The following is a 26,930-nucleotide window of genomic DNA, read 5'->3' on the forward strand; positions in this document are numbered from 1 at the left end:
TCCGGCATCGACGCTCGGGCGGCACTAAATCGACGCTCGGGCAGCGCTGAATCGATGCCTAGCGGCCGTGAATCAGGACCCTCCCAGCTGTCATTTCCTCGGCGTCGAAACCGCGTACCCGGCAGATCGTCATCTCCAACTGCGAGTGCACCCCGTGAACCTCGTCGTGCCGAACCCCGGCCCACATGCCAACTCGCCGCACCCCGGCCCACGTGCCCACTTCTTGTTGTTGTATCCGCGTGGACCATACGGCGAGCCGGGCGTCCAACTCTTCGCCGCTCACATCCCACACGCCAGACAGACCCGCCACCTGGCACCCGTCAACCACATAGCGGTTCTGACTGTCATGTGTCAAAATCCCGTCCAAACGATGACAATGTGGAATCTCTCAATTTAAAGAATGGCGGAATCTCGCGGATTTCGCAGGTCGACTCGATGGGCCGACTTTCGTTTGGACGGGATTTTGACACCGACCCAACAAGGTCGGCCGCCCGGAATGGAAATGCAGGCCCAACACCAGCGCCCGACCGGGGACCGACGCCTGAAAGGCACCCACCTCGGTGCCCGTCTCTCAATCCAGCGGCTGGTTTCCCACGTCGACCCGATGGAAACCGAGGTGCGAGCGCGACGCCGTCGGCCCGCGCTGGCCCTGATAACGGGACCCCAATGCCCGTGCCCATACGGGCTCTCCGCAGGGGAAGAAAGACGGAAGAAGCACAGCTGACCGACCTTCATACCCGGATAAAGCTTGATGGGCATGGTCGCCGTATTCGAGAGTTCCAAGGTCACATGGCCAGAGAAACCCGGATCGATGAACCCTGCGGTGGAGTGGGTGAGCAACCCAAGGCGACCTAAGGAGGACTTACCCTCCAGCCGGGCGGCGACGTCGTCGCCTAAGGTCACCACTTCGAAAGTGGAGCCGAGGACAAACTCACCCGGATGCAGAACAAACTCTCCATCGGCATCGACATCAATGATACGAGTCAAACCGGACTGGTCGGCGGCAGGGTCGATAACCGGATACTTGTGGTTATCAAAAAGTCGGAAAAAGCGGTCGAGGTGAATGTCCACCGAGGACGGCTGGATCATCTCAGGGTCCCACGGCTCGACCGAGATACGGTCGGCATCTACATAACTGCGAATGTCGCGATCAGAGAGAAGCACGTTCCGATTGTGGCACGACGCGCGCCATTTTGCAGCCCGCTTTGCTCCCGGGCCGGTCAACCGGTACCATCAGTAGAGCATTCTGCGGGCGTAGTTCATCGGTAGAATGGAAGCTTCCCAAGCTTCAGAGGCGGGTTCGACTCCCGTCGCCCGCTCTGACTTTGCCGCGTCATAGCAACGTTTCTGTGGTAGGCTTTTAGCTGCGTGACACAGCCCGTGACACAGGTGGGTTTGGCATAGTGAGGTGACGATGGCGCACATACACACTCATATACGATCCGACGGCACCCCCGTCTTCCGGGTCCGCTTCAGACTCCGCCCCAACAGCAACCCCGTCAACGAATCATTCGAAAGCATCGAAGACGCCTACCAGTTCGCTGACCTAGTTGACCGTGTCGGCGGCGCCGACGCCAGACGAATCCGGGAAGTCACCACCACGACACCCCAGATCATCACCGTAGAGGCAGCCCTGGATGACTACATCACCCACATAGAGTCGCACACTGCCCGCGGGACGGGCTGGGAGTACCGGCGAGTCGCGGAACGCTACTGGCTTCCCCGGCTCGGCTTCTTCCCTATCCAAGCCCTCACGCGTCGGCACGTCGAAGAATGGGTCGCGTGGCAACGCCACCAGACCAGCAGGAACGGGAAGCCATACGCGACGAAGACAATCCGGAACGCGCACGGACTCCTGTCCTCCGTGCTTGACTGGCAGGTGCAACAGGGCGTCATCCCAGCAAATGTGGCTCGCGGCGTGAAAATCGCTGATGACCAGCCACGCCGTGAAATGGTCTTCCTAACACCTGACCAGTTCACACGCATGCTCACACACCTGCTAGAACAACTGCACCCGCTGATCGTCTTGCTGTATACGACAGGCATGCGCTGGGGTGAAGCCACCGCGCTCATCAAAGCAGACTTCTCACTAGAAGCACAGCCGCCTACTGTGAGGATCTCTCGAGCATGGAAGCGAGGCGACGGCGGCCGCCGGTATATTGGGGCGCCGAAATCCAAGGCCGCCTACCGGACCATCTCCCTGCCCGAGTCAACAGTGCGCATCATGACACCACTCCTAGACGGTCTCGCCGACGGCGACAGAGTATTCCCTCCGGCCAGCGGCACAGGCCCGTTACGTGCGGAGCATTTGACTCACCGGTATTTGCATCCGGCGTGTGAGGCAGCGGGGCTCGCCGTCCGTCCTCGCCTGCACGATTTGCGGCACTCTCACGCGTCTACACTCATCGCCGCCGGTGTACCCCTGCCCGTGATCCAACGCCGACTCGGACATGAGTCGATCACGACGACGGTGGACACGTATGGGCACTTGTCCCAGGACGCGTGGGCCGGTGCGGCGGAAGCCATGGAGGCCGCGATTGCACCGGCCGTGCCACTCATCGAATAGTAGGCATGAAAAGCCGACCCTATCCTCCCGCATGGAAGGATAGGGCCGGAATAGTCAGGGGAAGGGCAGGTTAGTCGGTCGCGGTGTCCTCGGCCAGCTCGACGCCGTCGCCGCCACCTATGACCAGTACATGGCGGCGCCGCTGCCAGGTCTCGGGAGCTTGACGGGTTAATGGACAGATTGTGGGTCTAATACTTTGGGTTTGGGTTGGTGTGGTGGGTGAAAGTGGTGGTTGTTGAGGTCTGGGGGTTTAAGGTTTGGCCTTGCTTGACTTTTCCGTGGATATGTACATGGTGTGAAGCCTGTCCATTCCCATGCCCGCTTATGCCCTATCTGCTGTCGACCGTGCAAGAAGAAAGGCACCACCAGTGCCGGCACGCAACGCTGGTACTGCAAGCAATGCCAGCACAGTTTCACCGCTAGCAGCGATCGGCAAGCACGGAACAAACAGTTCCGAGAGTTCTTAGACTACGTCACCGACACTGCCCCCAAACGCTGCCTGAGCGGCTCGATTCGTACCTGGGACCGTACCCATGCCTGGTGCTGGGATACCCGCCCCATCTGGGGCACAACCGGGCAGGTTTATGACCAGGTCTTCATCGATGGAACCTATATCGGCTACGGCTACTGCCTCCTTGTCGCCTCAACCATCCAAGGCGTGATCGCCTACCAACTATGCAACCGCGAGTCCACAGCCGCCTACGAAGCACTCTTGACCCGTATTCCCGCCCCGATGGTCGTCACCACCGACGGTGGCACAGGCGCCCTAGCAGCCATCAGAGCCTGCTGGCCAACCACACGTATCCAACGCTGCCTCGTCCACATCCAACGCAATATCCGCCGCGTGACCACCACACGCCCCAAAACCGAGCCCCACAAAGCCCTCTACCGCCTGGGACGCGACCTGACCACGATCACCACCCCCGACCACGCCATCACCTGGCAAAAGGGCCTAGCCGCTTTCCATCAGCTCTACGACGACTGGCTAGCTGAGAAAACCTACCGCGACCAAGTCCCAGCCAGCCACATCCCGAGTTTTGCCCGTCATAACAAAAAGTGGTGGTACACCCACAAACACACCCGCACCATCGTCCACTCCCTCGACCGCTATATCAAAGACGGCGTTCTTTTCACCTTCCTCGACCCTGACCTTGACGTATCAGACCCGTTAGCATCAACAACCAACCCACTCGAAGGCGGCATCAACGCACCCCCAAAAAACCTTCCTACACGCCCACCGCGGCTGGAGCCACAACCACATGCTCACCGCCATCGATTACTGGCTCTACACCCGCTCAATAACACCCCAACCACTAGAAAACTTCACCACCAACACCACCAACACCACCACACCCACACCCGAACACGACGGACCAGTCGAGATCGACACCACCATCAACACCCACACACCCTGGGAAGACAACATCTCAATACACAAAGGCTGGGCCGGACACCACCAAAAATAACCCCAACACGCCGACAACAGACCCACATTCTGTCCATTAACCCGTACGGGCTTAAAGCCAGAACCAGCAGAGTGAATTAGGCGGCGTCAGCCGCTAGCTCTTTCTGCAACTCAGCAAGATCACGGTAGCTCTCTTCTAGATAGTAGCTACCATCGCAATACTCACCGAGGCGATGCAGCAGGTCAGGAGAGATCTGGATCCGGTCGTCATATAAGGCGTCCAACAGTGACCGGATAGCGACGGATGGGTCTAGCTCAGCGATCTCATGGATGACGTCCTCCATGTCAGGTTGATAGGAGAGCATGTCATTGAGCAATTGCAGCGGATCCATGTGTCACCTCGTTCCTCAGGTTGGGAACACTCCAGATATATAGAGATTACCTTGTTTCCGCGTTACATACACGAGTAATGACACTCCGTTGACAGTGCCATCACTGCGGTATACGGGTCCTCCTCGGTGTATCAGAGGATTCTCGCGCAGCACGGTTTCTGTGGCATCGCGTATGACCTGCGGTGTCCAGTCAGCAGGGAACTCTGGCCGGTCGTGCGTCCACCCGTAACCTGTCAGGTGTCCGCCGCCGCGTTTATCGCCGTAGAGGATGTGGTTCCATTCTCGGACACGTAGCGGTGGAACGTCGGAGGGCCAGCCGCCCGGGATTTCTGACATGCGTTCGGGTGGGATTTTGAACCGTGACGTATCCGCACCGGGTGGGTGGACGAATGCCATGTCGCGCCTCCACTGCTCATACACGCTGGCCTGCAGCGTCCCGTCCGAGCTGGCCCCGGTAGGCAACTTCGGCCATTTCCCGTCCGTGTACTGCTCGGGATGTAATACACGCATCCGCTCCGCAATATCATTCAGACTCGGATTCGGCCCGCCAACAGCCTCCCGGGCCTCCGTATAGAGCGCGTAGTACCGGTCCGGGTCGTACCCTTCCAAGTGGACGGCCCTCCTATCCCACTCGGGCACGATCTCACAGTCACAGTGGTCGTGGAACCGATGGGAGGCGTCACCTGCCTTCTGCGGGGACGTGTACACCCAGCCCCTGGAGGCGAGCATCGTGCACCAAGCGCAGGTTTTAGCGCCCTGCGGGACGCGCGCCCAACGGGGCTTGGACGGATCCCCAGCAATACAGCGGCGGATCGTGTCCCGCTGGGAGTATTTCATCCACCGGTCCATACTGCCGTTGAGGACACGGAGCGTATCGGCCGGGTTGTCACCCCACAGGTGCCCGGCCGCCCACTTGGTCGTCTCCACGATGGCCTCATCGGGGATGTTCTTGCCGATCACCGGCGCGTAGCGTGGCAGTCCTGCAACCTTCTCACGCACATCCTCATACCATTCAACCGCGACCGTACTAGCAATGTCGCCATACCGGTCGACCAAGACAGGCATGAAGGTAATGAGGGCTTCACGGACAAGCTCCGGTTGGGTCAAATCCAGACGTGCCCAGAATCTCCGCAGATCCTGCCGGGCTAAGCGCGTGACTCGTGTTGTGGCCCCGCGCAGGCGCTGCACGTCCCGCAGCGTCGTCACACGTCTTCACCCGTTACCTTGTTGGTGGTCCCGGGTGGTCTGGGACCGGGCCAGCCGCTTCCGGCATGATGTCGTGTCCCTGTCGTTTGATGATCCGGGGGATGTTGTCACCGGTGGTGGCGGGCGGATGGTGATCGCTGATTAGGGGAACGGACCGCTTGACGCGAGTCCTTTCGTAACGTGGGTGCGGGGCTGTCTGCCTGACAGGCTGACCCAACAACGCACGAAAGGATGCGGAAAGGTGAATATTCAGGATGTGGAGGTCTTCGTCGGTATCGACGTTGGCAAGGCCGAGCACTGGGCCACGGCCCTGACCGGCGATGGGAAGAAGCTGTTCGACAAGGCCCTGCCCAACAGCGAGGACCGGCTGCGCGAGATCTACCAACGGCTCGGTGAGCACGGTCGGGTCCTGGTGGCTGTGGATCAGCCAGCGACGATCGGTGCCCTGGCAGTGGCGGTCGCTCAGGCCATGGGCATCATGATGGGCTACCTGCCCGGCCTGTCCATGCGCCGTATCGCGGACCTGACCCCGGGCAACGCCAAAACCGACGCCAAGGACGCGGCCGTGATCGCCGAGGCGGCCCGCACCATGCCCCACACGCTCAGGTCCATCAGCACTTCGGATGAGGACGCCGCATCCTTGTCGATGTTGACTGGGTTTGACCTGGACCTGGCCCGGCAGGTCAACCAGACCGCAAACCGGATCCGGGGCCTGTACACCCAGATCCACCCAGCCCTCGAGACTGTGCTGGGCAAGTGGCTCGAACACGACAGTGTGCTGGAGGTGATCGCCGCCTGGCCCACACCCGCCGACCTGCGCAAGGCCGGGCGGGCGCGGATCGACGCCAAGCTCAAAGCCAAGGGCGCCAAGCGCCATGCCGCCTGGGCGCAGGCCATCACCGGTACCCTGGGCAAGCAGACCGTCGTGGTCGCTGGCACCGACGCGGCCGGCGTGGTGCTGCCCCACCTGGCCCGCCAGCTCATCGCCCTACATGCCCAGAGGCGTGACGTCGCCGCCCAGGTCGAGGCCCTCGTGGAGGCCCACCCTCTTTACCCGGTCCTGACCTCCATGCCCGGGGTGGGGGCCAGGACCGCAGCCATCTTCCTGGCCGAAACCGCAGGCAGAACCTTCCCCACCGGCGCCCACCTGGCCTCCTACGCCGGCCTGACCCCCGTCACCCGGCGCTCCGGCTCCTCCATCCGGGGCGAGTACGTCTCCCACGCGGGCAACAAGCGCCTCAAACGCGCCATGTTCCTCTCAGCCTTCGCCTCACTGCGCTCTGACCCCGCATCACGCGCCTACTACGAACGCAAACGCACCCAAGGAAAACACCACAACCAGGCCGTCCTCACCCTCGCCCACCGCCGCATCCTCACCCTATACGCCATGATCCGCGACGGCTCCCTCTACGACCCCCAACCAGCACAGCAACTACCCACCGCCGCTTGACAAACCACATAGGGGCACCCCCCAACATCACCGCTGGTAGTAGTGTCAGCGTCAGCCAGGACCTCCATAAGGGTCTGCTTGGCTTGGGATCGTGCCATCTGAGCGCGAATACGGGCGATCTGCTCAGCCGTATACCCCAACTCCTCCAACGCGACATCAGTCTCAGCAAGCGCCGGTATTGCAGAGATTTGCTTAACCATCGCATCAGACTGGGACACAGTGGACGGCATGGCCGGGTTCCGCCACCGAGTCGACAGACCAGCCAACTCCCCAGACGGCTCAGACAGACCATCACGCAGCATAACCGCGTTCTGATAGACACGGGCTAGCGCGTACCCGTAGATACGGTTCGCAGCGGTCGTCTCAATCACCAGCTCTTCCTTCGCCGCATAGATCGCTTCCGCCGACGAAGGATTATCCTGCACGATACCCAACGCGGACAGGGGCAGGGACGTTGCGCCAGCGAACTCTGCCGCTAACTCCCGCAACTGCTCCGTGAACGGCTGCATCGACTGTTGCGGGATCCTGTCCATGCCCGCAGAGGTCCAACTTGTCGCGGGTCAACGTTGGTCCCGCTAGCTGCGGGTTGCAGTTAGTTGCCGACCAACGTTAGTCTAGCTAGCTGCGGATCACTGCTGGTCCAGTTCGGAGCGGGTCTCGCTAGTTACGGATCGCAGTCAGTTGCCGGTGACCGCTGGTCCCGCTAGCTGCGGTCGGGACCGTAATGACAAAATCAGCGCCGGTCGGGCCAGCAGCAGTCCGAAAGACGGCCGCTGTCTTTCGCGAGGTCCGAGTTACTCTTTGACATGTCGCCCCTCATGCCCACCAAATCGACCCACATATCTCACCGTCCGATAGGGCGGGAGCGCCGATCAAGTAGTAAGCACACCAGGGCGCTGACAGCCTGGAGGTCAGCGGTGCGAGGAACTAATGGGGGCAGACGCCGATCATGTGCAATCACGCTAAGCCGCTGACATAATCGCCAGGGCCACAATGACGGCCAGGAACATCACGACAGCATTGATCCAAAGCGTCGCTTTATTCATGCGCACCAGCGTGTCTCTATTGACCGCGTTGGACCGGTTCAACTCGCTGAGCTGAAGTACCGCGATAATAATCGAAGCCAAGGGGATGAAGAATGCCAGCACCAAGCCGACCACCGTCAGCGTCTTGTCATGCTCGTACGGATAAGGATGTTGCGCGTTCGGATAGGGAGCCTGTGAATACGACCGACCCGAGGGCTCGCCGTAGCGGGGCATCGACCCCCGACCGCTACCCGAGGCCGCGTCCCAACCATCGCGCGACCCGCTGGAAAACGACCCGGTGTTATTCGGCCGGTCGGCAAACGCATCACCGCCACGCGGTTGGTCAGGAAACGCGCCAGCCGCGTTGGACTGCTCAGCATACGATTCACTCATATCCAAACACTATCACCGGTGGCTTGCCACCTTGCAACGACGTGGCTCTCTATCCATGAGAACGTGCCACAGTCACACCGTTGGATACCCTTTACATAAAGACCTCGAACGACGGCGCGCGGTGCGGACCCTCCCTTGAATGCGGCCACTACGAACACTCACTTGCGCGCAACCTACTATCGCGATAGTATTCTGTAACCGGTTAGCGTGCAAGCATGGTTCGCTGACGAGCAGCGCCACACCTACCGGGTTCAAAGGAGAATACGATGCGAATCAAACATCGAATCCTCGCAGGAGTCACAAGCTCCGTTCTTGCCTTGGGAACAATGGTGCTTCCTGCACAGGCAACAACCACTAGCGACAACCCCGTCCCTTCAACAACACAGTCAGAGATCACCGATGATCAAATCCAGCCCGCATGGCTTGCCTACGGCCCTTGAAACAGTATCCAGTCGAAGGGGGGACGTGGGAATATGGATTCTGGAACGCCAGGGTCCGCTCTTACTACACAGTAGGCCGCTGTCACGGCTCGACCGTGCGGATGGATAATCGCACTAAAGAATCTATCCGCACCAAAGCTCATCAAAAGTCCGTCGCTGAACTCTGGGCCGTCCAGCACCCATGGGCGAAAGACCGCTATAATTATTGGATTTGCAAGTAGCCTCTACCACTGACACTTATCGGCGCGGTGGACTGGGGCGCACCATGATTCCAGTCCACCGCCCTCAGATGAGGGAGTGTTCTGTTGTCATTGCGTCTTACTATTCGTCTCGTATCTGTGTTTCTAGCAGTGTTCTGTGGTATCTCAGTCTGGCAGGCTGCTCAGTTCCAAGAACGCAGCATGCCCTTCAATGCGGATACCACACTGTATTTCCAGCCTCTTGAGGGAGGTCTCTCAAGGACCACGACTGTCAGCGATCTGGAACATCTCGCGGCTACTCATCACGGCAATCTCTACCTGGCCACACCCGATCCCGATGACTTCGAGAACACCCGTGATGTCATCTACGTCGGGGAGAAACCCACGGCAACGGGTGGACCGGTCCAAGATGGAGGGACTATTCGGTGGCTCGACGGGAAGACGGGTCGTTTACTCTCCACATCGGAACTCGGCACTCGCCCCTTTGAAGGTGAACTCGCTCTCGCAGGTAGCACCACATTCCGGCACGCTCTAGCTGATTGGGCAGCGAGTAATGGTGTGCGGTTGGAGTGGGACAGTCGACGCAATGCTCTTTTGACAGTGACCTCCTTCTTATTACAAAGCGGTATTGGCAACGGAGTAATGGCCGCCTTCATACTAGCTATTGTGGCGGTGTTGAGTTGGCAAGTCTCCCGTGCTCGTTCCCGCACGTACCGCCTGCTCTCCGGAGTGCCGAACTGGCGGATCCACGCGCGAGACCTCGGCCAGATCGCCGTCGACATCGGCAGCGGGCTCGCCGTCGGCCTTACCGGATTCGGGGTCTGGCTCACGCTGAAACTATCGGTGGGTCATCTCAGTCTTCTTGCTGGCCGTATCGCACTCGCCGCCTTGGCTTGTTTCCTTCTGACTCTGCTCGTAGCGCTGCTTCTATCGCTCATGGCACGCCCGACGGTGGAAATGGTCGCCCGGCGCGCAATTCCGCTGCGCGGATACCAGCGTACTGGGACATTCCTTACCGGTACTGTGATCTGCGCCGCCATGCTAATCCTCCCCTCCACCGCTCAAGCCTGGGTCACTACCAAAATCCTCGCCGACGAACACTCTCTATGGGCATCCATGCGAGGAGTCGTCCGCGTCTCCTTGAACGAAACGGACACTGGCTTGTCAACAGAAGAAGGCGAACAGAATCTCAAAGACATTCTGGCCTCAGCCCACCAACGCGGCATCCTCATGACCTCATACGTGATTGACCAGGGGATAGAACTAGATGACGCTGAACTTGAAGGTTTTGATCATATTGTCATCACCGACCAAGCGTGGATCAATCATGCAATCACCAATTCCCCGGAAGGTGCCATGCCCGTGTTGCAACGGGTAGATTATGGAAGTCTCGCGCCTGCCACACGCGAGTTCTTAGACGGCCAGATGCCCTTGCTTCTCAATCCTGGAAGACCTGTACACAAACTCCCGTTTTTCGAGCTCAACTCGGGCACCATGCTCGCCCTTCCACCCGACGTCGGACTGGGCTCTTCCAGCATTCAGACAACTCATCCTCTGCTCATTGTCACTGACAACGTAACAGAGGACTATGACGTTAACTTCTTGCGCGCAACCTTGTCCTCCGGCAATCTAGTGTTTACCGACGAGGCCGCGTTGCGAAGTCTATTGGCCGGTACTGTGGTTGAACCCTATGTCTCCGAGGTTGAAAGTATCGCCGATCTTGCACTCGGACAAGCACAGCGCTTCGCCCAACAAGCCTCCTACTACCTCCTTTCCTGCATCCTCTTGGTAGGTGCTATCGCCTTCGGCGTCGCCCAGCGAGCCATGCTCTGGGCCGCCCACCAGCAACGCCGTATCTTCGCTGCTCATACCTTTGGTATCCCGTACCGCAAGATCACCGCAGCGCCACGACACAAGGAAGGGCTACTCCTCGTCGTCGCCACCGCTATCGGCACAATTCTCAGCCGCTTCCTGCGCTTTCCTGAACCTTTCTACCTCATCGGCTCCGCCGCCTTCGTTCTAGCGTTAGGTTGGCTCATCATCGAGCTAGCCTTTGCTACCAATGCGAAACGCGCCTTCACCCACTCCATCAACCGTACAACATAAGCCGCAAGGAGAAACAGTATGCACATTCAAGCCGCAGACCTCGGCGTCACCATCGATGGAACGCCGATCTTCACCGGAATCGAACTGGATCTGGATGGTGGCCACATGGTGGCGCTGACCGGACCATCGGGTTCCGGCAAGACCACCTTGCTGAACTGCCTTGGGCTTATCCTGCAACCCAGTTCGGGTGAGGTCACCATCAACGGACAGGTAACGAACTCCTGGCGCGACAAGCGTCGCACTGCCTTCTGGGCACAGCACGCCGCGTTCATCTACCAGGACTATGGCATTGTGGAAGATGAGACCGTCGCCTACAACACGACCTTCAAGAGCTTCGCACGCGGCGAGGCGGACGATATTCTCCGCCATGTCGGCTTGGACGGGCGAAAAGACGCTCGCGCGGGAGTGCTCTCCGGCGGAGAAAAGCAGCGGCTCGGAGTCGCCCGCGCCATGTACAAACACGCCGACGTCATCTACGCCGACGAACCCACCGCATCACTCGACGAGGACAACCGCAACCTCGTCAGCTCTTTGCTACGGGAACGCGCCAATGCCGGCGTCTTAGTCATTATCGCCACCCACGACAATCGGCTCGTCCGGCAGTGCGACACCGAGTACAAGATCCGCTGAGCCATCAAAGAAACCACTGGTGATCACGGCGAGTCCTCAGTCCCGATATCTCGCGCTCGCCAAGCCCCGGCAGCAAGCACCCTGCTGCGGTCACGGCTCTAGGCACGAAGGTGCAGGGCATTCTCTCCGACGACCAGGCTGTTTCCCAGTGGTGGCGCATGCTGCGAAGAAGTGTCGCCTTTTTCAAGAAGTTGAGGATTTATCGCGACACTTCTCGCAAATCCCTCCACTTCTTGAAGCGTGGGCAGGGAGCGTCCCGCCCCTCCATGTATCGCGTCGACGGCGAGCATCGCGTCGACGCGAGCGCGCCGTCAATGGCCCCGGCGGCGCCAGTCACTCCATCCCCCGCATCGGCCCCACGGACTGCTTCCGGGCAGCCTAACGCGTGCAGATGCCGAAGAGTCACCTGCATCCGCCACGCAACCTGCTCGCTTCTCACCCTTGCAAGCACCCTATACACTTTCTGCAACCCATACACCCGCCACAACCCATACACGACGAGCCGCCCCCGAGGCACCCGTAGCAACGCAAGGCACCAGCCACCAGAGGACTCACAGCCACCGCTACCACCAGCACCCGGTGGCGTCACGAGGTAACGACGGCTAGGTGGCTTATGCGGCATCGCCACAAGCACCCGGTGGCGTCGCGAGGTACCAACTGCCAGATGACTGATACAGCATCACGACAAGCACCCAACGGCATCGCGGGCTGACCGACCGCCAGGTGACCATACGCCACCACCTCAAGTCCCCAGCAATCCCGAGCAACACCAGACGGCACATACACAGCCACCAGCACCCGGTAACATTCCCCTGTGGCAAAAGCACTGATTGTCGGCGCTGCCATCGTCGACTCTCTCGAATCGCCCACGCGGCTCCTCGCCGCGCAGCGCTCCTACCCCCAGGAGCTCGCGGGGCGATGGGAGTTCCCCGGCGGGAAAGTCCAGTCTAGCGAAAACCCTGAGAACGCCCTGCTGCGGGAAATTCGCGAGGAGCTCGGCTGCGGCATTATTCTCGGGCCTCCCGTCGCTCCCGCTGCAACGCACACACCGCCATCCACTTTTGAGTCGCCGGAACCAGACGCATCACCCGTACCTCCACAGCTGGCCTCGCCACCGCAACCGTCGGCGACGATGCAGCCGACACTCACGCCACACTCCACTACACCCGCGAATTCCTCCACCGCATCACCTCCCACCGGCGAACACTCTCGCACAACTGAGACCGCTCCGACCACCCTTCACGAACCCACACGCACAACCAACACCACTCCTCACCACCCCATGCCGACATCCTGCGCCCCGTTTCCTGCTTCTCGAAGAGGATTCGGACGACACGAATCCCTGCCAGCATCCCGTACCGCGCCTTCCCGCCCGGCGCTTGGCCGCTACCTGGAGGCCGTGTCATGCTCCTATGGCTCGCTACAATCACTCCAGGAGAATTCCCTCATCGCGGCAAGGACCATCTACAACTGCGGTGGGTCACCGCCGACGACGTCGCTACGCTCAGCTGGCTGACCGGTGACCGGCAGATCATTCCGACTATGCAGCAGCTCTTGACTCGCTAATGCTTCAGCACCCGCTCCGCGATCACGTCGCAAACTGAACCTCAGAAGGCAAACTTCCTCGAACCACCATCCCAACGCGTTCGAGTTGCGGGAGTACGGCCCTGGCCAGCAAACTTCCTCGAACCACCATCCCGCCCCACCTTCCTTCCACGCCGCAGAAGACGGGAAGCAGACCGGCAGCGGCGGGCTCGCCGTCGCCGTCGACACATGGAGAGGCGGACCGCTCCCTGTCCAAGCGTCAAGAAGTGGAGGGATTTGCGAGAAATGTCGCGACAAATGCTCCACTTCTTGAAAAGGGCGACACTTCTTCGCAACGTGTTGACCGAACCAGGCCGACCCGTGTCAGTCCACACCCTCACCGAAGCTGCATCTTCCGCCACGTCAAGGCAGATCCCGGGGCCGTGAATCACTGCGCGCCTTCTGCGAAGGCGCGCAGTAGCTCTTCCACCGAGATCTGGCCGGGAAGCAGTCCCTGCCCCCAGTCGATTGACGCCCATGCCGCCGCAGAACCGTAACGGTACCCCTCACGCTTAGAACGCAGCCCCTCCGGCCCCATCGCAACCGCTATGATCGGGCGATCATAGCGCCCCCTGACGGCGCGCGTCGCCTCCAACAGATGTTGCACATCCTCATCCCCACGCGCGGTTACCGCAAGATGCGCGACCACGCCGGGAACCTCCAGCAACTCTTCCAACTCCATCTCCAGCATGTCGCAATCGGGAGTGCCCGCCAACTCTGCCTGCGAAAGCACGACCATGAATCCGAGTTCTTGGGCGCGCCGCGCCAAACTGGTGGCCGAGGGATTCGAGAACTCGACATCCAGCATTACCCGTGTCGGCTCAACCTTGGCATGCACGAGCATATCCAGCAGTTCCGCCAACATAACTCCGTAATGCCCAGGCGAAATGTCGGCCTCACCGCCCTGGCCGGCAGTCCGCAGCGTCAACATGAGCGGGAGCCTCGTGGTGGCCAGCACCTCCGGAATGGCCTCCACCGCATCGGCGAGAGAACGCGACGCGTGGCTTCCCACCAGATAATCAAGACGCCATTCCACAACATCCGCTCCTGCCATCTCGGCCGAGCGCGCATGTTCAGCGAACATTGCTCCCGTCGTGTCATACACCGGAACGATGATCGCCGCACCAGGATGACGCAACTCAGGAACCATCACCAGTTCACTCCTCCAGATCCGCCGCTACCATCGTCATCGCCCTGCTGACGCTGGTACTGCTGCTCACCCTCCTGATTACGCCTCTGCAATTCCTCTTCCTCCTCGCTCATCGTCGGCTCAGGAGAAGGTTCGTCATCTCCATCATCCGGCTCCTCCGTGGGCTCGGGATCGTTTTTCGAGGGGTCGTCTGTTGGGTCCTGGTCTTGCTGTTGTTGCTGCTCCTGTTGCTTGTCATCCTGCCGTTGCTCGACGTCGCTGTTCCCTTCACCGTTGTAGCAGGGATGCAGTGCCTGCACCGCCTGCTCGTACAGCTGGGCGGAGCTCTCAGCATCGCCGGAATCAGCCGCCGCATCCCCCTGCATTTCATAACCAACGGAGAGATTCCGCCGCACTTGGCACTCGGGAACGTGGTCCGGGTCCACCACCATTCCCGACGCATCCGTCTCCGCCTTTGGTACCAAGTCCAAGGCCTTCTCCAGGTAGGGAACACCCGTGTCCGGCGCGCCGTCGGCCAAATATACTGTTCCGCGTGAGTAGGGCAGACGCCATTCGCCCAGAAGTGTCGGCGTCAGCCCATCAGCCTTCCGGTACGACGACGTCGCGCCGTCGTAGTTCTCATTCCCGTATGCCGAACCTCCTCTGGCTGCGAACAGCCACATCAGGCTCGTCCATAGCAGCGCCAGCACCAGCACGGACAAGATGATAATATCCGCGACGCGCCAGCCGCGGCCCGAGTACTTTCTACGCATTCCGTTCATGGCCGGACCTCCCGCGCTCATCGCCGGACCTCGCGCATCATCTTCGCCGTGGACTGCCGGCCACTAATCCGCCCGCCACTGGCGCCAAGTGCCGCACCGCCCGCAGCGGTTGCCGCACCTCCTGGACCACCGGACCCACCAAGCGTGCCACCCGCCCGGCGCCGTTCAATACCTGTCAGCGCGCGCATGTTACGCACCTGCGGAACCAGCGCAGCGATCTCCCACATCGCCAACACGGCGAGGAGCAGGCCGAAAGGCCATATACGCGGACTGTAAATGGAACTCTCCTGCCGCGCCTGCGCCTCTGCCACCAAACCGGTGGTGTCTTCCGTCAATGATTCCACTCCCCCAGGAGCGGTGCGATGTTCATAGTTCACGCCCAACTGGGAGCTGATCGTCTGCAATGCTTCTTCATCGATCCGAGAAAGAGCAGTCTCGTTGCTATCGGGGTCCTCGATATAATTCCCCTCGGTCCCGTCATACTCCATCTCTTTCATCTGACCGCCTTCGGGGGTTCCATAGCCAAGTACGGCTCCACCGTCGATTTTATCCGCGAGGCCGCCGTAATCGAGTTGCGCGTTCACACTATCGTCTCTGGTCTCCCCGTCAGAGAACAGGTAGACCAGGCGCACATGGTCCGGATTCTTTTCTTGGGAGCGAGTTAGGACCTCATCAAGCCTCTCAACCGGACGATTCATATTGGAACCATGCGAGCTTGCAGTCACCTCCCGGTCATACACATCCACCCAGGACCGCACCGCATTGGTATCGGTTGTTACCGGCAGTTGCGTCGTCGCCGACGAGTCGAAGGCAATAATCGAATAGCGCGCATTGGGATAAGCCTCAAGCAGTTCCAAAAGGTCCGACTTCACGCCGTTCATACGCTGCTCCGAGCCGTTGTAGTCCTCTGCCGCCATCGAACCGGTACGGTCCACCACAAAATACACCTCAACCGGAACAACACCGGTTGTCGGTAGCACCGCGACTCCCGGAGCCGCACCGCACAGTGCAACTGCCACAACCATGAGTGCGCGGCGCACCCATGCCACAATGGCGGATCGCCCCTGTACGCGCGACCTCCTCCAACCGAGGAAGCACACCGCCAGTCCCCCTATGAGCACCGGAATCACAATGAAAGCGGGCCATAACCATGTGAATCTCATAGACGCAGCCTCCAACCCAGCCCGATTATTCCGCCCACTCCAAGGAGTGCGAATACCGGCCATATGCCCGGATGATCAGACACAATGGTCTCCGCGTCGATTTCCAAATCGGCGGCGTCCTGAGCTTGCACGTCCTTCACAATCTGGTCGCCTGCATCGGCATCGTCGGCGTAGAAGAAGTTCCCGCCAACTGATGTCACTGCTTCCTCCATCTCCTCTGCATACGATTCCGTAAGCCAAGAGCCAGGGTCCGGATCGATAAACAAACCGTTGATGCGGATGTTACGGTCTTGCAGGATCTCTACCGCATCCTCCAGTTCGAAAATTGCAGACCCTTCGACGATGTTATCAGTTGCCAGGATCACGGTACGGGAGCGATCCTGCGTCGAATAATCAAAGGCACGTGAGCAGGAAACGAGACCGTCGCCAACCAGAGACGACCCTAACCAGTTATCTACAAGAGTGCCTTCGGCAAATGCTTTGTACTCGTCCACATCTTTTTCTGAGACGTAACCCGTACTCAGATCAATATCGACGTCGAGCGCGGTTGCCGCGATCTCCAGCTGGTCCTGAATCATGTCGTAGTCATCCGTAAGCGGGAAAACTGTGCGCGCCGACGAATTGAAAATCACCAAGGCCACGCGTTCCCCCTCGAAGGAATCCACGATCTCGGAAAACGCCTCCACAACCTGCGAGTCGAACTGGATCACGGAGCCCGAGATATCCAGGCATAAGACGATGTCGCGCGAGGCCATATTTCGCTGCAGCACTTCCGCTGAACTAGGGCGGGCGGCGACGACGGAGGAGGAAAGAGTGACCAGTGCAGCGCATGCGAGGGCAGCCACAATTCCCGCCCGATAGCGCCGTAAACGCGTACGGAACAACTCACTGGAGCGCGCGGAGAGTGTGTGAGCCACTTTGACGGAGCGCTGCTGTTTATCCGCGTGCCGCTGCCACGCCACGACGCCGACGAGCGCAGCTACTCCGAGCACTACCGGAATCAGCCAAGGCATTACCATCGTGTAATCACCTCGATTGCCTGGCGGGCTGACGCGTCAATTGTGGCGTCAGATTCGGGCGCGAAACTCGGTTCCTCCCAGGAGCCGATGAGCCGAGAGACGGGGACGAGCTGCGGATAACGCGCCATATCACCTACGGACCACGAAGCCATATCCCGCCTGGTCCGCTCCGAGGTGATATCGCGCATGAGACGAGCCAGAGCCAAATGTTGCGCACGCACGTCCTCACCGCGTGACGACTCCACCAAGTGTCGAACACTGGCCACCCAACGCTCTCTATCCAATCGTGGTACGGGGGCGAAAGCGGGCCGATTCGCCTCGTTCTTCCGCCAGCGGATGAAGAAGATCCACGACAGGAGCACCGCCACAAGTACAAGAAACAGTATGACCACCGGACCCGATGGTCCCACGGCAGGGAAAAGGTCATCCGCGGGCATACTGGCGCCTCCGTAGCAGGGCAATAAGGGATGGCATCACGTCCGCGCTGGAGCTGACGGGATCCTGCAGTACCTTGTGCCAGCGCAGAAGTGCCTCGGCCTGCTCCTCTCGCTGAGCGTCTTCACGGCCGATGGCAGCAGCGAGCGCTTCGTCTTCACGCAGGTAGGCCGGCAGTGTAATGCCATCCATATCGATGTCAGACAACGCGTCGATATGTGCGCCTTGTGCACCCAACGTGGTCTGCGTCATCGGCATATCAACCACTCGGAGAACGACCAACTCATGCCGTGCCCGTATCCGCTGGATAGTGTTCTCATCCTCCGGGCCGGGCCAGTGGCAGTCGGTGACAAGAATCATCAAGGAACGGACATGGGAGACGACGAAGGCCCGTTCCAACAGCGCGGAAGGCGTTGACTCGCCATGCGATTCCGCGATGCGACGTGCCGCCGCGCGCAGCAACCGTTCCATATGCGCGGTGCCGTGTTTTGCGGTGTGCGTTTCGATGCCGCTGGAATCGCCGACGACGAGCCCGAGGCTGTCACCGCGTTGCGCGGCGAGAAAAGCCAGAAGATCAGCGCCTTCCATGGCAATGTCGCATTTGCGTTCACCGGACGGCGCCACGGCGCGCATCGCCCGGCTCGAGTCGATCACCAGTTGCGTGCGAATGTCGGTTTCCCGTTCAAAACGGCGGATGATCGGGCGATCATTGCGGGCAGAGATACGCCAATCGATCCGGCGGACATCGTCGCCGGGTTCGTATTCGGTCAGATCCGCAAAGTCGTGGCCATGCCCCGCCATAATCGAGGCATGTGCGCCGTCGAGAATACCCGCAGTCCTTCTGACAACGGGCAACCGCAGCCGAGAACGCAGCAACGCGGTGCGGTGTAGTTCGCTGCGCACCGGCGGCGCGGGAGGTAAATGGAATCTGTGTCAGGCATGGGATGACCTCACGGCGTAGGGACGACGTTGAACACGGAGTCGATAATCGATTCGGCGGTGACTCCGCTGGCAAGTGCGTCATACGTGCGCACGATGCGATGGCGAAGAACCGGGTAACGCAGCTCCTTGACGTCGTCGGGAATGATGTAATTGCGACCAGCCTGCAGTGCACGCGCCTGAGCCGTCTGCATCAGTGCAAGGCCGCCACGCGGCGAGGCACCAACTGTCACCCGTTGGCCGATATCGGCGATGGGACGTGGGCCGCCGCCGCGCGTGGTGTTGATAATAGCGACGATGTAGGCGGCAACCGAAGAGTCCACGTACACCTTGCGCGTCATGGACTGCAGGAAAAGGATGTCATCGGTTGAGATCGGTTCCACGCCCTCCGGCCGACCGAAGGAATCCTCCGCCGTGCGGGTGAGAATATCGACCTCCTCGTTAGGCTCGGGGTAGCCCAGGATCTCCTTCATAAGGAAGCGATCCATCTGCGCCTCCGGCAAGACGTAGGTGCCCTCTTCTTCAAGCGGGTTCTGCGTTGCCATCACCATGAAAGGTTCGGGAAGGCGGTAGATACGACCACCGATGGAGGTCTGGCGCTCCTGCATGGCTTCCAGCATGGCCGACTGCGTCTTCGCCGACGAACGATTGATCTCGTCAAGCAGCACCATGTTGGCATGGACCGGCCCGAGCTGAGTCGTAAAACGCCCGGACTCGTAGGAATAGATCTGGGTGCCGACGATGTCATTCGGCATCAGGTCAGGAGTGCACTGGATACGCGAGAAGGTGCCAGAGAAAGCCTCTGCTAGCGTCGTCGCCGCCGTCGTCTTTGCGAGCCCAGGAACAGATTCCAATAGCACATGACCACGCGCCATTAGCGATGTTACAAGCGCGTTGTATAGCGCCTCCTGACCCACAACCCGGCCGCGGAAAATCTCGCGCACGCGATCAAGCAGTGATCCCACGCGTGCCATCTGCTCATCGGTGATCATTCCGTCAGCGAGTTTCTCGGTCACCTTGTCTCCCTTCGTGAAGCCAGACGGCTCCGAACCGATCGCCTCGGCATCGGCTTCGAGCGAGTTCACTGCCGGGCGCATCATGTGAGACCACGAACGGTGAATTCAGCAAGGCTTGCCGAGGACGCTTACCAGTACCTCAGCCTAAAGGCAGCCCGCGAATCCTTCCAGGCAGGAGTATGGGTATTGATACCCATACTTTCAGCTTGACAAATCACATATCAGCATACTCACGCAGTTCAGAGGGTATTTTGGCTTGCGCTTGAGAGTGTTTAACGGGAGATTCAATTCGTTAGTGTCCAAATAGTGACACATCGCCGCTCGTAATTCAGGCAGGAATGGGGATGATCCACCTTCCGGCACGGCGGAGTGCTGCTCCGCCCTTGGACGCAGCGGGGCGGAGCGGCCCGTTTTCAGCCCCAGCGGGGTGGTCGCTCCACGTTCAGCCCCAGCGGGGTGGTCGCTCCACGTTCAGCCCCAGCGGGGTGAAAGCAGCGGTTCTTGTTCACAACGAGGTGGTCGGTCCGGCACGGGAGAACGCGCTATCCCGCTCCGCCGGGAGTGCATGCTACGGGGAGTCACACCGCGATTGGTGGACCTATTCGCGAATCCGCGCCAAACCTGGAACAATCAGAACCACTGACAGCAGCTAAGAGACCTGAGAGCTTCGATGCCACCTCCCCACCACGCGACGCGCATGACTCCGATGTGTCCAACACGCACGCCTCCCATGTGCCCGAAGGGCATGACTCAAATACGTCCGGCACAGACGACTTGGCACCAGTTCGCGCCGATTCCGCGCCGACTCCCACCGGTGGCTAGCGTCGCCGACGTCGGGCTGATCGCAGCGCCGTTCGAAGGTCGAGCCACGCGAAAATACAGAGGAGCAGAACACTGTCACCTCGCTCACGCCGTATATAACACTTTTGTTGCTATTCGCCAGTGAAGCCCGAAAACGCTAGCCGGGCGGCCCCCTCTTCCGCTAGCGTGAAATGCACCGTCGCCGGATTCCGGGTCCGGGCGGTCAATAGCCGGAACGCGCGGCGCGCAGTCACCGTGCGGAACACTCGGAGATCCGGCGAGGAATATACGTACATATAGTGAAGGCGACAGCTAGAGGCATGACAACTGGAGACTGGATAGGGCAGAATTTCGAACCTGAACGCGAGGCCGCACCAAGCGAGTCGGTTTCGCGCAGGCCGTTCTATTTCCTTGTGTTCGCTGCGGTCGTTCTCCTCGTCGTCGTGATGTCCGTGTTCTACATCAAGGTGATACGTGCCGGTCAACAGGCCGCCAATCCTGGTGGACACACAGGCGCCGAAGTGGCAGAGTCCACTGCCGAACCCTCCACCTCGCCCCTCTCGGATGATGACTCTGAATTGTTTGGCACCCGCGCAGAACTGACTAGCCTCGTGGAGAATCCGACGTGTTCTGACCCCAGCGACGACGCCGAAGTTTTCATTTCTTTTGCCGAGGCTTCAGAGAATGCCGGGGAAAGCGCCTCCACCACTATCAGTGATGCACTCAGCAAAGTCGGTGCGTCCTGCGACACCGAGTACGCGATTGACCTGCGCTACCTGCTAATTAACACTGACAACCCGAGCGAACTGGTTGAAGAGGCAGAGAAGACCTCCTGGATCACCCCCGCTTCACCGGCTCCCGACGACGCCATTGAGGCAAGCGAGTTCACGACACCAGCGAACAACATCCGCTGCATTATCGCCGATGACAACGTCTCCTGCTCAATCTACGTGTACGACTATCCTTCTCCCGACGGGTGCGAGGGAAAGACAGCCACTTATCATGTCGAAAGCATTGGCGACGTCACCGCAGATTGCAACTCCGAGCTCAACACGTCGGTGACCCTTGACTACGACACAACAATCAAACACAACGGCTTCGCCTGCTCGATTTCCAAGTCGGAGGGAGTGACTTGTTGGAGTGAAGTATCGGGCCATGGATTCCAGTTGCGTCGAGCAGCAGACCGTACTTTCTGAGGCGCCGCGTGCTTCGGTTTCTTCGGTAGCCACGAGGCGCTTGAGTGCTCCTAACAGTTTCATAATTAGAACTTCACTCGATGCTCCTTCGTCGTCTCTCCCGCAATTCCGGCTGGATTCCGCAGTACCACGGCGCCTGGCCCATGATCACCGTGCCGCCTCTCCTCGGCATTATCGCGGGAGGTTGGCGTGCGATCCACGTTCTTTTACTTGCGCTGTGGTGGTCTGGGTACTTCCTGTTCTACGCCGCGAGCGTATGGCTACGCTCGCGAATGCGGCCACGCTATTGGCCGCCGGTGCGCGCCTATGGGATCGCTGTTGCCTTACTCAGCCTTGCCACCGCTGCTGCAGCCCCCTACCTGCTACGGTGGGTGCCGCTGTTTCTACCGCTGGTGGCTGCCGCCGCGTGGGCCGCGTGGCGGCGCAGTGAACGCTCCCTCGCCAACGGCGTCGACACCGTTCTCGCGGCCAGTCTGATGCTTCCAGTCTGTTACGACGCCGCCTTGACTGGGCACGGTTGGCATCACCTGGCGGGACACAGCTGGCACGGCACAGCCCCGCATATCTGGGCAATGACGGCGTTTGTCTGGGCGTATTTCACGGGCACGATTCTGTATGTGAAGACGAATGTGCGGGAGCGGGGATCACGCCGCTACCTCGTGGCGTCCATTGCCTGGCATGCGGTGTGGTGTGGTGCGGCGGCTCTGGCAGCGGCCATCGCCAATAGCAGCCTTCACATCACATGGTGGCATGCCGGGGTGTGGTTACTTTTGACGATAAGGGCCACCGCCGTACCACTCGCCGGTCTGCGCGGACATCCGATATCAGTCAAGGTGATCGGGCTGGGCGAAGTGCTCTCGGTTCTCCTGGTCGCCGTCAGTTTGCTGGCCAGTTAGGTGGCTGAGTGGGGGCACTGGCGAGTGGAGCGGGCGTGGCTGCTGGCCGAGTGACATAGCTGGCCTGATGAGCCCGGTTGGCTCGTCAAATGGGGCGTGTCTAGTTAAGTGGCACCGCGGACGGAGTGAGGTGAAGCTGGCGAGAGGAGCGGGCGTGGCTAACTCGCCAGCGGCACACGAGTGCCGGATGAGGACTGTCGAGTGCGGGTGCTGGCAACATCCCACGCGTTGGCGCCACGGAGTCAGGCACAGTCGCCGACCACCGAGCCGACCACCGAGCCGACGGTGTCCAAATCCCGTCCAAACGAAGAGCGCCCGGGTTTGACAGACGCCGAAATCCGCATGATTCCGCCGTTCTTTAAAATGAATCAATCCAGATTGGCGCCGTTTGGACGGGATTTTGACACCGCCGCGGCGTCACACGAACCAGCCACCGTTGCCGACGGCTCAGCCACGTGACGACCATGGGAGTGTCGCTTCTCAGCCTCACGACCGCTGAGAACTACTCGTCCGGCCGCCGCACCAAAAGGGATGCACACGGGCTCGCGCACACGCCTCACCCACATTCGGCGCGAAAGCGTTTGGAAAGTGCGCCAGCCACATTCGCCCGCGCAAACGCCTCATCCGCGCTCGGCGCGAAAGCGTTCCAACGCGCGCAACAGGCGCACAGACCCGGATGGTTCGGCGATCGAGACGCGCACGCCTTCGTCGCCGAAACGCCGCACAACGATTTTCTCCTCGTTGCACAGCTGCTCGAAACGTAGACTGTGGTCGCTGAACTCAAACCAGAGGAAGTTGGACTGCGAGCGCGGGATATCCCACCCCTGCGCCGCAACAGCAGCAAGTAGCCGCTCCCTCTCCGCCTTGATGGTCGCAACACGCGCGATAACGTCCGGCCGGGAATTGAGAGCGGCGCGTGCAGCGATCTGCACCAGAGAGTTCACGCCGAAGGGCGTGAGAACAGCGCGCAGCCCCGTGGCCATATCCACACTGCACAGCGCATAGCCGCACCGCAGTCCCGCCAGCCCGTACGCTTTGGAGAAGGTGCGCAGCACAATGAGGTTGCGGTGTTGCGGGAGTAGCGCGCGGGAGTCGATGGCGTCGTCCATCTCAACGAAATCTATATACGCCTCATCGAGCAGCACCGGGATGCTGTCCGGCACCTCGTCGAGGAACGCCGCAAGTTCGGCATGGGTGATACTGACTCCGGTCGGATTATTCGGCGAGCAGAGCAAAATGGCGCGGGTACGCGGGGTGACGGCCCTGGCGATGGCCCGCAGGTCATGGCCGCCGTCGCGGGTGAGCGGCACCTGTACGCACACTCCGCCGACTGCCTGCACAGCAATCGGGTACGCCTCAAATGACCGCCAGGCCATAATCACTTCGCCACTCGGGGTCACCACGGCCTGGAGCACCTTTTCAATCAGGGTAGTAGAGCCGTTTCCGACGACGACGCCGTCGTCGGGCCATTCGTGGAAGCGGCCAATATCGGCGACGAGGTCGGCGGCGAACATGTCGGGATAGCGGTTCAGGCCACCGAGCGCGCCCAAGACGGCGGCTTGTACCTGTGGCAGTGCAGGAAATGGTGTCTCATTGGAGGCCAACTTGACGATGTCCGTATCCTGCCCTTTTTCCCCGGGACGTATGCGGGCAGGCTCAAAACCTCGGGCCGAAACCAGCTCTGACTCACATTATCCGCGTTATCCATATCACTAGTGTGCCGTGGTGTGCCGTCCGCCGCCGAACCGGCCGGATGCTGGGCGAGCGACCGCTAGCGAGCAGCGCTGGATGAAGCCGCTGGCGGGTGGGCAGGTAGCCGGCGGCGACTGAGCGGGTAGTCGGCGGCGGCGACTGAGCGGGTAGCTGTTGACGGGTGAGTAGGTAGCCGCTCACGGCTCGACTAGTAACCGCTGGCGCTCAGCAAGTGATCACACTGGCCGCCGCGCTTCAAAACTCCGCCCCATTGGGCTTGACCCTCACGCGGCGGGAGGCATGACAGTGGAGTCATGAGAGATGATGCAGGTATGGACGAACTTACGGTGGGCCAGGTTGCGGCATTGGTCGGAATCAGCGTGCGGACACTGCACCACTGGGATGAACTGGGCGTCGTTCGCCCAAGCTTCCGTTCGTGGTCCGGGTACCGGCTGTATTCCGCAGACGACGTCGCCCGCGTCTACCGCGTATGCCTGTACCGGGAGACGGGAATGCCCCTGGCCCGGATCGCCGAGATTCTCGACGATCCAGGCACGGACACAACCGATCATCTGGCACAGCAACGCGAGCTACTCCTCCAGCGCATCTCTCATCTGCACGAGATGGTTCGTGCAGTGGAACGACTCATGAAAGCGGAGGACAACAACATGAATCTGACACCCGACCAGCAGCGCGATATTCTCGGCCAGAATTGGGACCCTGCCTGGCAGAGCGAGGCGGAGGAGCGTTGGGGGCAGACCCCGGAATGGGCTGCAGCCGAGGCATACAAGGCGACGATGTCGGCAGACGACTGGCGCCAAGTACGCGACGAGACGGATGCCTTCGAGCGCGATGCTGCTGCGGCCATGGCAGCAGGTGTGACGCCGGGTTCCGCCGCAGCGTCGGAGTTGGCCGAGCGGCACCGCACCCTCATTGGGAAGTGGTTCGAAGCCAGCCACGCCAAACAGGTGTTGATTGCTCGTGGATATGTGGAAGACCCGCGTTTCCGGGAGCATTACGAGGCGGTCGCCCCTGGGCTTGCCGCCTGGCTGAAAGACATCATTGACGCGAACGCTGCGGCCAACGGTGTTGATCCGGCCAACGCGCAGTGGGAGTGAAGATTGCGTTTGGCATAGCGCAAGGGGCGGTAGCAGCGCGAGATGCGGTAGTGGCGCAAGAGGCGGCGGTAGCGCAAGACGCACCAATGGCGCGAGGCGCGGCGGTAGCGCGAGGCGCGGCGGTAGCGCGAGATGCGGTCGCAGCGCGAGATGCGGTCGCAGCGCGAGATGCGGCGGTAGCGCGAGGCGCGGCGGTAGCGCGAGATGCGGCGAACTTGCATCTGTGCAACGCACGGTCGCGTGTGCTCCTTGAGGTGGCAGACTCTCGGCTCGGCCTACTGGGCCGAGCCGAGAGTCCTCCTGGCACACCACCTGACCAAATCCCGTCCAAACGAAGCTAATCTAGACCGATTCATTTTAAGGAGTGGCGGAATCATCCGGATTCTGGCACTTGCATGGATGGAGTCTCTTTCGTTTGGACGGGATTTGGTCACCGCACACCCACAAGCCAGCCCAAAACACAATCCTCCGCTCCTAAACCATGCGCACGTCCACCAACCAGGTGCGCACCCATCGGCGACCCGCGCACCCATCGGCGACCCGCGCACCCATCGGCGACCTGCGCAACCATTAGCATCCTCCACACCCGCCAACCATGCACACCCACTAACCAGTTCGCCGCGCATTTACCCTGATGGAGGTCACAACCACCCACGCAAACCGAGCATCCCTTCCCCAATAACACCTTGCCGCTCGCCGTCGCGACCCTCACGTGGTGCGAACTGGGCAGAGCTCTCCTACCCCGCCATGGACCATGCCATCGCAACACTCTCATGGGGTAAACACACAACACCGGCACGTGTCAATCCCGGGCCATACACGTGTCAATCCCGGGCCATGCACCTGTCACCGCCGGTCTAGCGGCCGCAACCACCCGGACAGGGCGATCACCTCCACCCACGCTGCCAGTTGCGTTTACCGCCGACCAGGAAATCGTTAGGCTAGCAGCATGATGAAGCTATTTGTCCGCGCACTTGTCAACGCACTCGGCCTGTGGGTATGCGTACAACTACTATCGGGAGTCAGTCTCTCTGGCTCCGGGAGCACGCTCAAGATTGTCATTTACTACGTCATTGCCGGCGCCATCCTCGGCGTCGTTAATCTCCTTGTGCGGCCCCTACTCGTCATCCTTTCGTTGCCTTTGTACATCATGACGTTGGGACTGTTCTTCGTCGTCGTGAATGCCGCAATGCTGGGCCTGACGTCGTGGCTGACCGGTGCACTCTCCATCGGTATCGTTGTCAACGGCTTCCAGGCGGCTTTGCTCGGCGGCATCATCATCGGCCTGGTCAACGTGGTGGTGGACGCCTTCTTACCGGTCCAATACCGCAGGAACTGATAACAGGA

General features: G+C 60.5%; 24 protein-coding genes, 1 tRNA gene and 2 pseudogenes. 13 read left to right on the forward strand and 14 right to left on the reverse strand.

The genetic code is table 11. The annotated features are described in order from the left end of the window. Positions 1-58: 58 nt before the first annotated feature. Positions 59-355, reverse strand: a complete 297-nt coding sequence (locus tag DDD63_RS11015) for a hypothetical protein (protein ID WP_125482525.1) — start codon at positions 353-355, stop codon at positions 59-61. Between the two features lie 216 nt (positions 356-571). Then, positions 572-1,164, reverse strand: a pseudogene (gene dcd, locus DDD63_RS11020) (dCTP deaminase). Positions 1,165-1,248: 84 nt separating this feature from the next. On the opposite strand from dcd, the gene DDD63_RS11025 reads away from it, so the two are divergent. From DDD63_RS11025 to DDD63_RS11035, 3 genes are all read left to right on the forward strand, one after another. Further along, a tRNA-Gly gene (locus DDD63_RS11025) sits at positions 1,249-1,319 on the forward strand. 95 nt (positions 1,320-1,414) lie between these two features. Next, entirely contained in the window at positions 1,415-2,566 is a 1,152-nt protein-coding gene (locus DDD63_RS11030) for a site-specific integrase (protein ID WP_108716414.1), read from the forward strand. A 295-nt stretch (positions 2,567-2,861) separates the two neighbouring features. Continuing rightward, a complete protein-coding gene (locus tag DDD63_RS11035) occupies positions 2,862-4,112 on the forward strand; it encodes an IS1249 family transposase (RefSeq protein WP_108716415.1) in 1,251 nt (416 codons plus the stop codon). Here the strand turns inward: DDD63_RS11035 and DDD63_RS11040 are convergent. Further along, positions 4,109-4,363, reverse strand: a complete 255-nt coding sequence (locus DDD63_RS11040) for a hypothetical protein (RefSeq protein WP_108716416.1) — start codon at positions 4,361-4,363, stop codon at positions 4,109-4,111. The two genes, DDD63_RS11035 and DDD63_RS11040, sit on opposite strands and share 4 nt — an antisense overlap. Positions 4,364-4,378: 15 nt before the next feature. Then, the gene (locus tag DDD63_RS11045) at positions 4,379-5,569 is read right to left on the reverse strand and encodes an EndoU domain-containing protein (RefSeq protein ID WP_108716417.1); all 1,191 of its coding nucleotides are present in this window, start codon (positions 5,567-5,569) and stop codon (positions 4,379-4,381) included. A 241-nt stretch (positions 5,570-5,810) separates the two neighbouring features. Between DDD63_RS11045 and DDD63_RS11050 the strand changes: the two genes are divergently transcribed. Next, positions 5,811-7,019 (forward strand): IS110 family transposase, encoded by a 1,209-nt coding sequence (locus DDD63_RS11050; RefSeq protein WP_108716418.1) that lies wholly within the window; start codon positions 5,811-5,813, stop codon positions 7,017-7,019. On the opposite strand, the gene DDD63_RS11055 is transcribed toward DDD63_RS11050, so the two are convergent. Then, positions 6,977-7,552 carry a phage portal protein gene (locus tag DDD63_RS11055; RefSeq protein ID WP_108716419.1) on the reverse strand — a complete coding sequence of 192 codons (576 nt, stop codon included), beginning with the start codon at positions 7,550-7,552 and terminating at the stop codon, positions 6,977-6,979. The genes DDD63_RS11050 and DDD63_RS11055 overlap by 43 nt on opposite strands. Before the next feature lie 429 nt (positions 7,553-7,981). Beyond that, positions 7,982-8,437 (reverse strand): hypothetical protein, encoded by a 456-nt coding sequence (locus DDD63_RS11060; protein ID WP_108716420.1) that lies wholly within the window; start codon positions 8,435-8,437, stop codon positions 7,982-7,984. Between the two features lie 266 nt (positions 8,438-8,703). Between DDD63_RS11060 and DDD63_RS12295 the strand changes: the two genes are divergently transcribed. The 5 genes and pseudogenes from DDD63_RS12295 to DDD63_RS13020 all read left to right on the forward strand — a co-directional run bounded on the left by DDD63_RS12295 (position 8,704) and on the right by DDD63_RS13020 (position 13,379). Further along, complete coding sequence (locus tag DDD63_RS12295; protein WP_164505529.1) at positions 8,704-8,877, forward strand: hypothetical protein; 174 nt, start codon at positions 8,704-8,706, stop codon at positions 8,875-8,877. A 401-nt stretch (positions 8,878-9,278) separates the two neighbouring features. After that, a complete protein-coding gene (locus tag DDD63_RS11070; RefSeq protein ID WP_108716422.1) occupies positions 9,279-11,183 on the forward strand; it encodes a DUF6619 domain-containing protein in 1,905 nt (634 codons plus the stop codon). A gap of 18 nt (positions 11,184-11,201) precedes the next feature. Further along, positions 11,202-11,813, forward strand: a complete 612-nt coding sequence (locus DDD63_RS11075) for an ATP-binding cassette domain-containing protein (RefSeq protein WP_108716423.1) — start codon at positions 11,202-11,204, stop codon at positions 11,811-11,813. Between the two features lie 814 nt (positions 11,814-12,627). After that, positions 12,628-12,813 (forward strand): annotated as a pseudogene (locus tag DDD63_RS13015) (NUDIX domain-containing protein); the annotation flags it as partial. 404 nt (positions 12,814-13,217) lie between these two features. Further along, positions 13,218-13,379 carry a hypothetical protein gene (locus DDD63_RS13020; protein ID WP_240611504.1) on the forward strand — a complete coding sequence of 54 codons (162 nt, stop codon included), beginning with the start codon at positions 13,218-13,220 and terminating at the stop codon, positions 13,377-13,379. A gap of 406 nt (positions 13,380-13,785) precedes the next feature. Here the strand turns inward: DDD63_RS13020 and DDD63_RS11085 are convergent, their stop codons facing one another. From DDD63_RS11085 to DDD63_RS11115, 7 genes are read right to left on the reverse strand one after another with little or no spacing between them, the layout of a single operon-like run. Continuing rightward, a complete protein-coding gene (locus DDD63_RS11085) occupies positions 13,786-14,547 on the reverse strand; it encodes a type I 3-dehydroquinate dehydratase (RefSeq protein WP_108716425.1) in 762 nt (253 codons plus the stop codon). Beyond that, a complete protein-coding gene (locus DDD63_RS11090) occupies positions 14,547-15,299 on the reverse strand; it encodes a hypothetical protein (RefSeq protein WP_125482527.1) in 753 nt (250 codons plus the stop codon). The genes DDD63_RS11085 and DDD63_RS11090 overlap by 1 nt, the downstream gene beginning before the upstream one ends. Positions 15,300-15,325: 26 nt before the next feature. Beyond that, positions 15,326-16,471 carry a VWA domain-containing protein gene (locus DDD63_RS11095; RefSeq protein ID WP_164505530.1) on the reverse strand — a complete coding sequence of 382 codons (1,146 nt, stop codon included), beginning with the start codon at positions 16,469-16,471 and terminating at the stop codon, positions 15,326-15,328. Next, the gene (locus DDD63_RS11100; RefSeq protein WP_164505531.1) at positions 16,468-17,484 is read right to left on the reverse strand and encodes a VWA domain-containing protein; all 1,017 of its coding nucleotides are present in this window, start codon (positions 17,482-17,484) and stop codon (positions 16,468-16,470) included. Before DDD63_RS11100 ends, DDD63_RS11095 begins: the two co-directional genes overlap by 4 nt. Continuing rightward, a complete protein-coding gene (locus DDD63_RS11105; protein WP_108716429.1) occupies positions 17,484-17,927 on the reverse strand; it encodes a hypothetical protein in 444 nt (147 codons plus the stop codon). The genes DDD63_RS11100 and DDD63_RS11105 overlap by 1 nt, the downstream gene beginning before the upstream one ends. Beyond that, positions 17,914-18,828, reverse strand: coding sequence for a DUF58 domain-containing protein (locus DDD63_RS11110; protein WP_125482528.1), 915 nt, complete (start codon positions 18,826-18,828; stop codon positions 17,914-17,916). The genes DDD63_RS11105 and DDD63_RS11110 overlap by 14 nt, the downstream gene beginning before the upstream one ends. A 47-nt stretch (positions 18,829-18,875) precedes the next feature. Further along, positions 18,876-19,949, reverse strand: coding sequence for a MoxR family ATPase (locus tag DDD63_RS11115; RefSeq protein WP_240611274.1), 1,074 nt, complete (start codon positions 19,947-19,949; stop codon positions 18,876-18,878). 1,052 nt (positions 19,950-21,001) lie between these two features. Between DDD63_RS11115 and DDD63_RS11120 the strand changes: the two genes are divergently transcribed. Then, complete coding sequence (locus DDD63_RS11120) at positions 21,002-21,877, forward strand: hypothetical protein (RefSeq protein WP_108716431.1); 876 nt, start codon at positions 21,002-21,004, stop codon at positions 21,875-21,877. A gap of 80 nt (positions 21,878-21,957) precedes the next feature. Continuing rightward, a complete protein-coding gene (locus DDD63_RS11125) occupies positions 21,958-22,773 on the forward strand; it encodes a YwiC-like family protein (RefSeq protein ID WP_108716432.1) in 816 nt (271 codons plus the stop codon). A 620-nt stretch (positions 22,774-23,393) separates the two neighbouring features. On the opposite strand, the gene DDD63_RS11135 is transcribed toward DDD63_RS11125, so the two are convergent. After that, complete coding sequence (locus DDD63_RS11135) at positions 23,394-24,377, reverse strand: histidinol-phosphate transaminase (protein WP_240611275.1); 984 nt, start codon at positions 24,375-24,377, stop codon at positions 23,394-23,396. Between the two features lie 402 nt (positions 24,378-24,779). On the opposite strand from DDD63_RS11135, the gene DDD63_RS11140 reads away from it, so the two are divergent. After that, positions 24,780-25,583 carry a MerR family transcriptional regulator gene (locus DDD63_RS11140; RefSeq protein WP_108716434.1) on the forward strand — a complete coding sequence of 268 codons (804 nt, stop codon included), beginning with the start codon at positions 24,780-24,782 and terminating at the stop codon, positions 25,581-25,583. Positions 25,584-26,532: 949 nt separating this feature from the next. Beyond that, positions 26,533-26,922: a phage holin family protein gene (locus DDD63_RS11150; protein ID WP_108716436.1), complete on the forward strand. Its 390-nt coding sequence runs from the start codon at positions 26,533-26,535 to the stop codon at positions 26,920-26,922. Positions 26,923-26,930: the final 8 nt, after the last annotated feature.

The organism is Actinobaculum sp. 313 (genome assembly GCF_003073475.1).
Classification (GTDB): domain Bacteria; phylum Actinomycetota; class Actinomycetes; order Actinomycetales; family Actinomycetaceae; genus Asp313.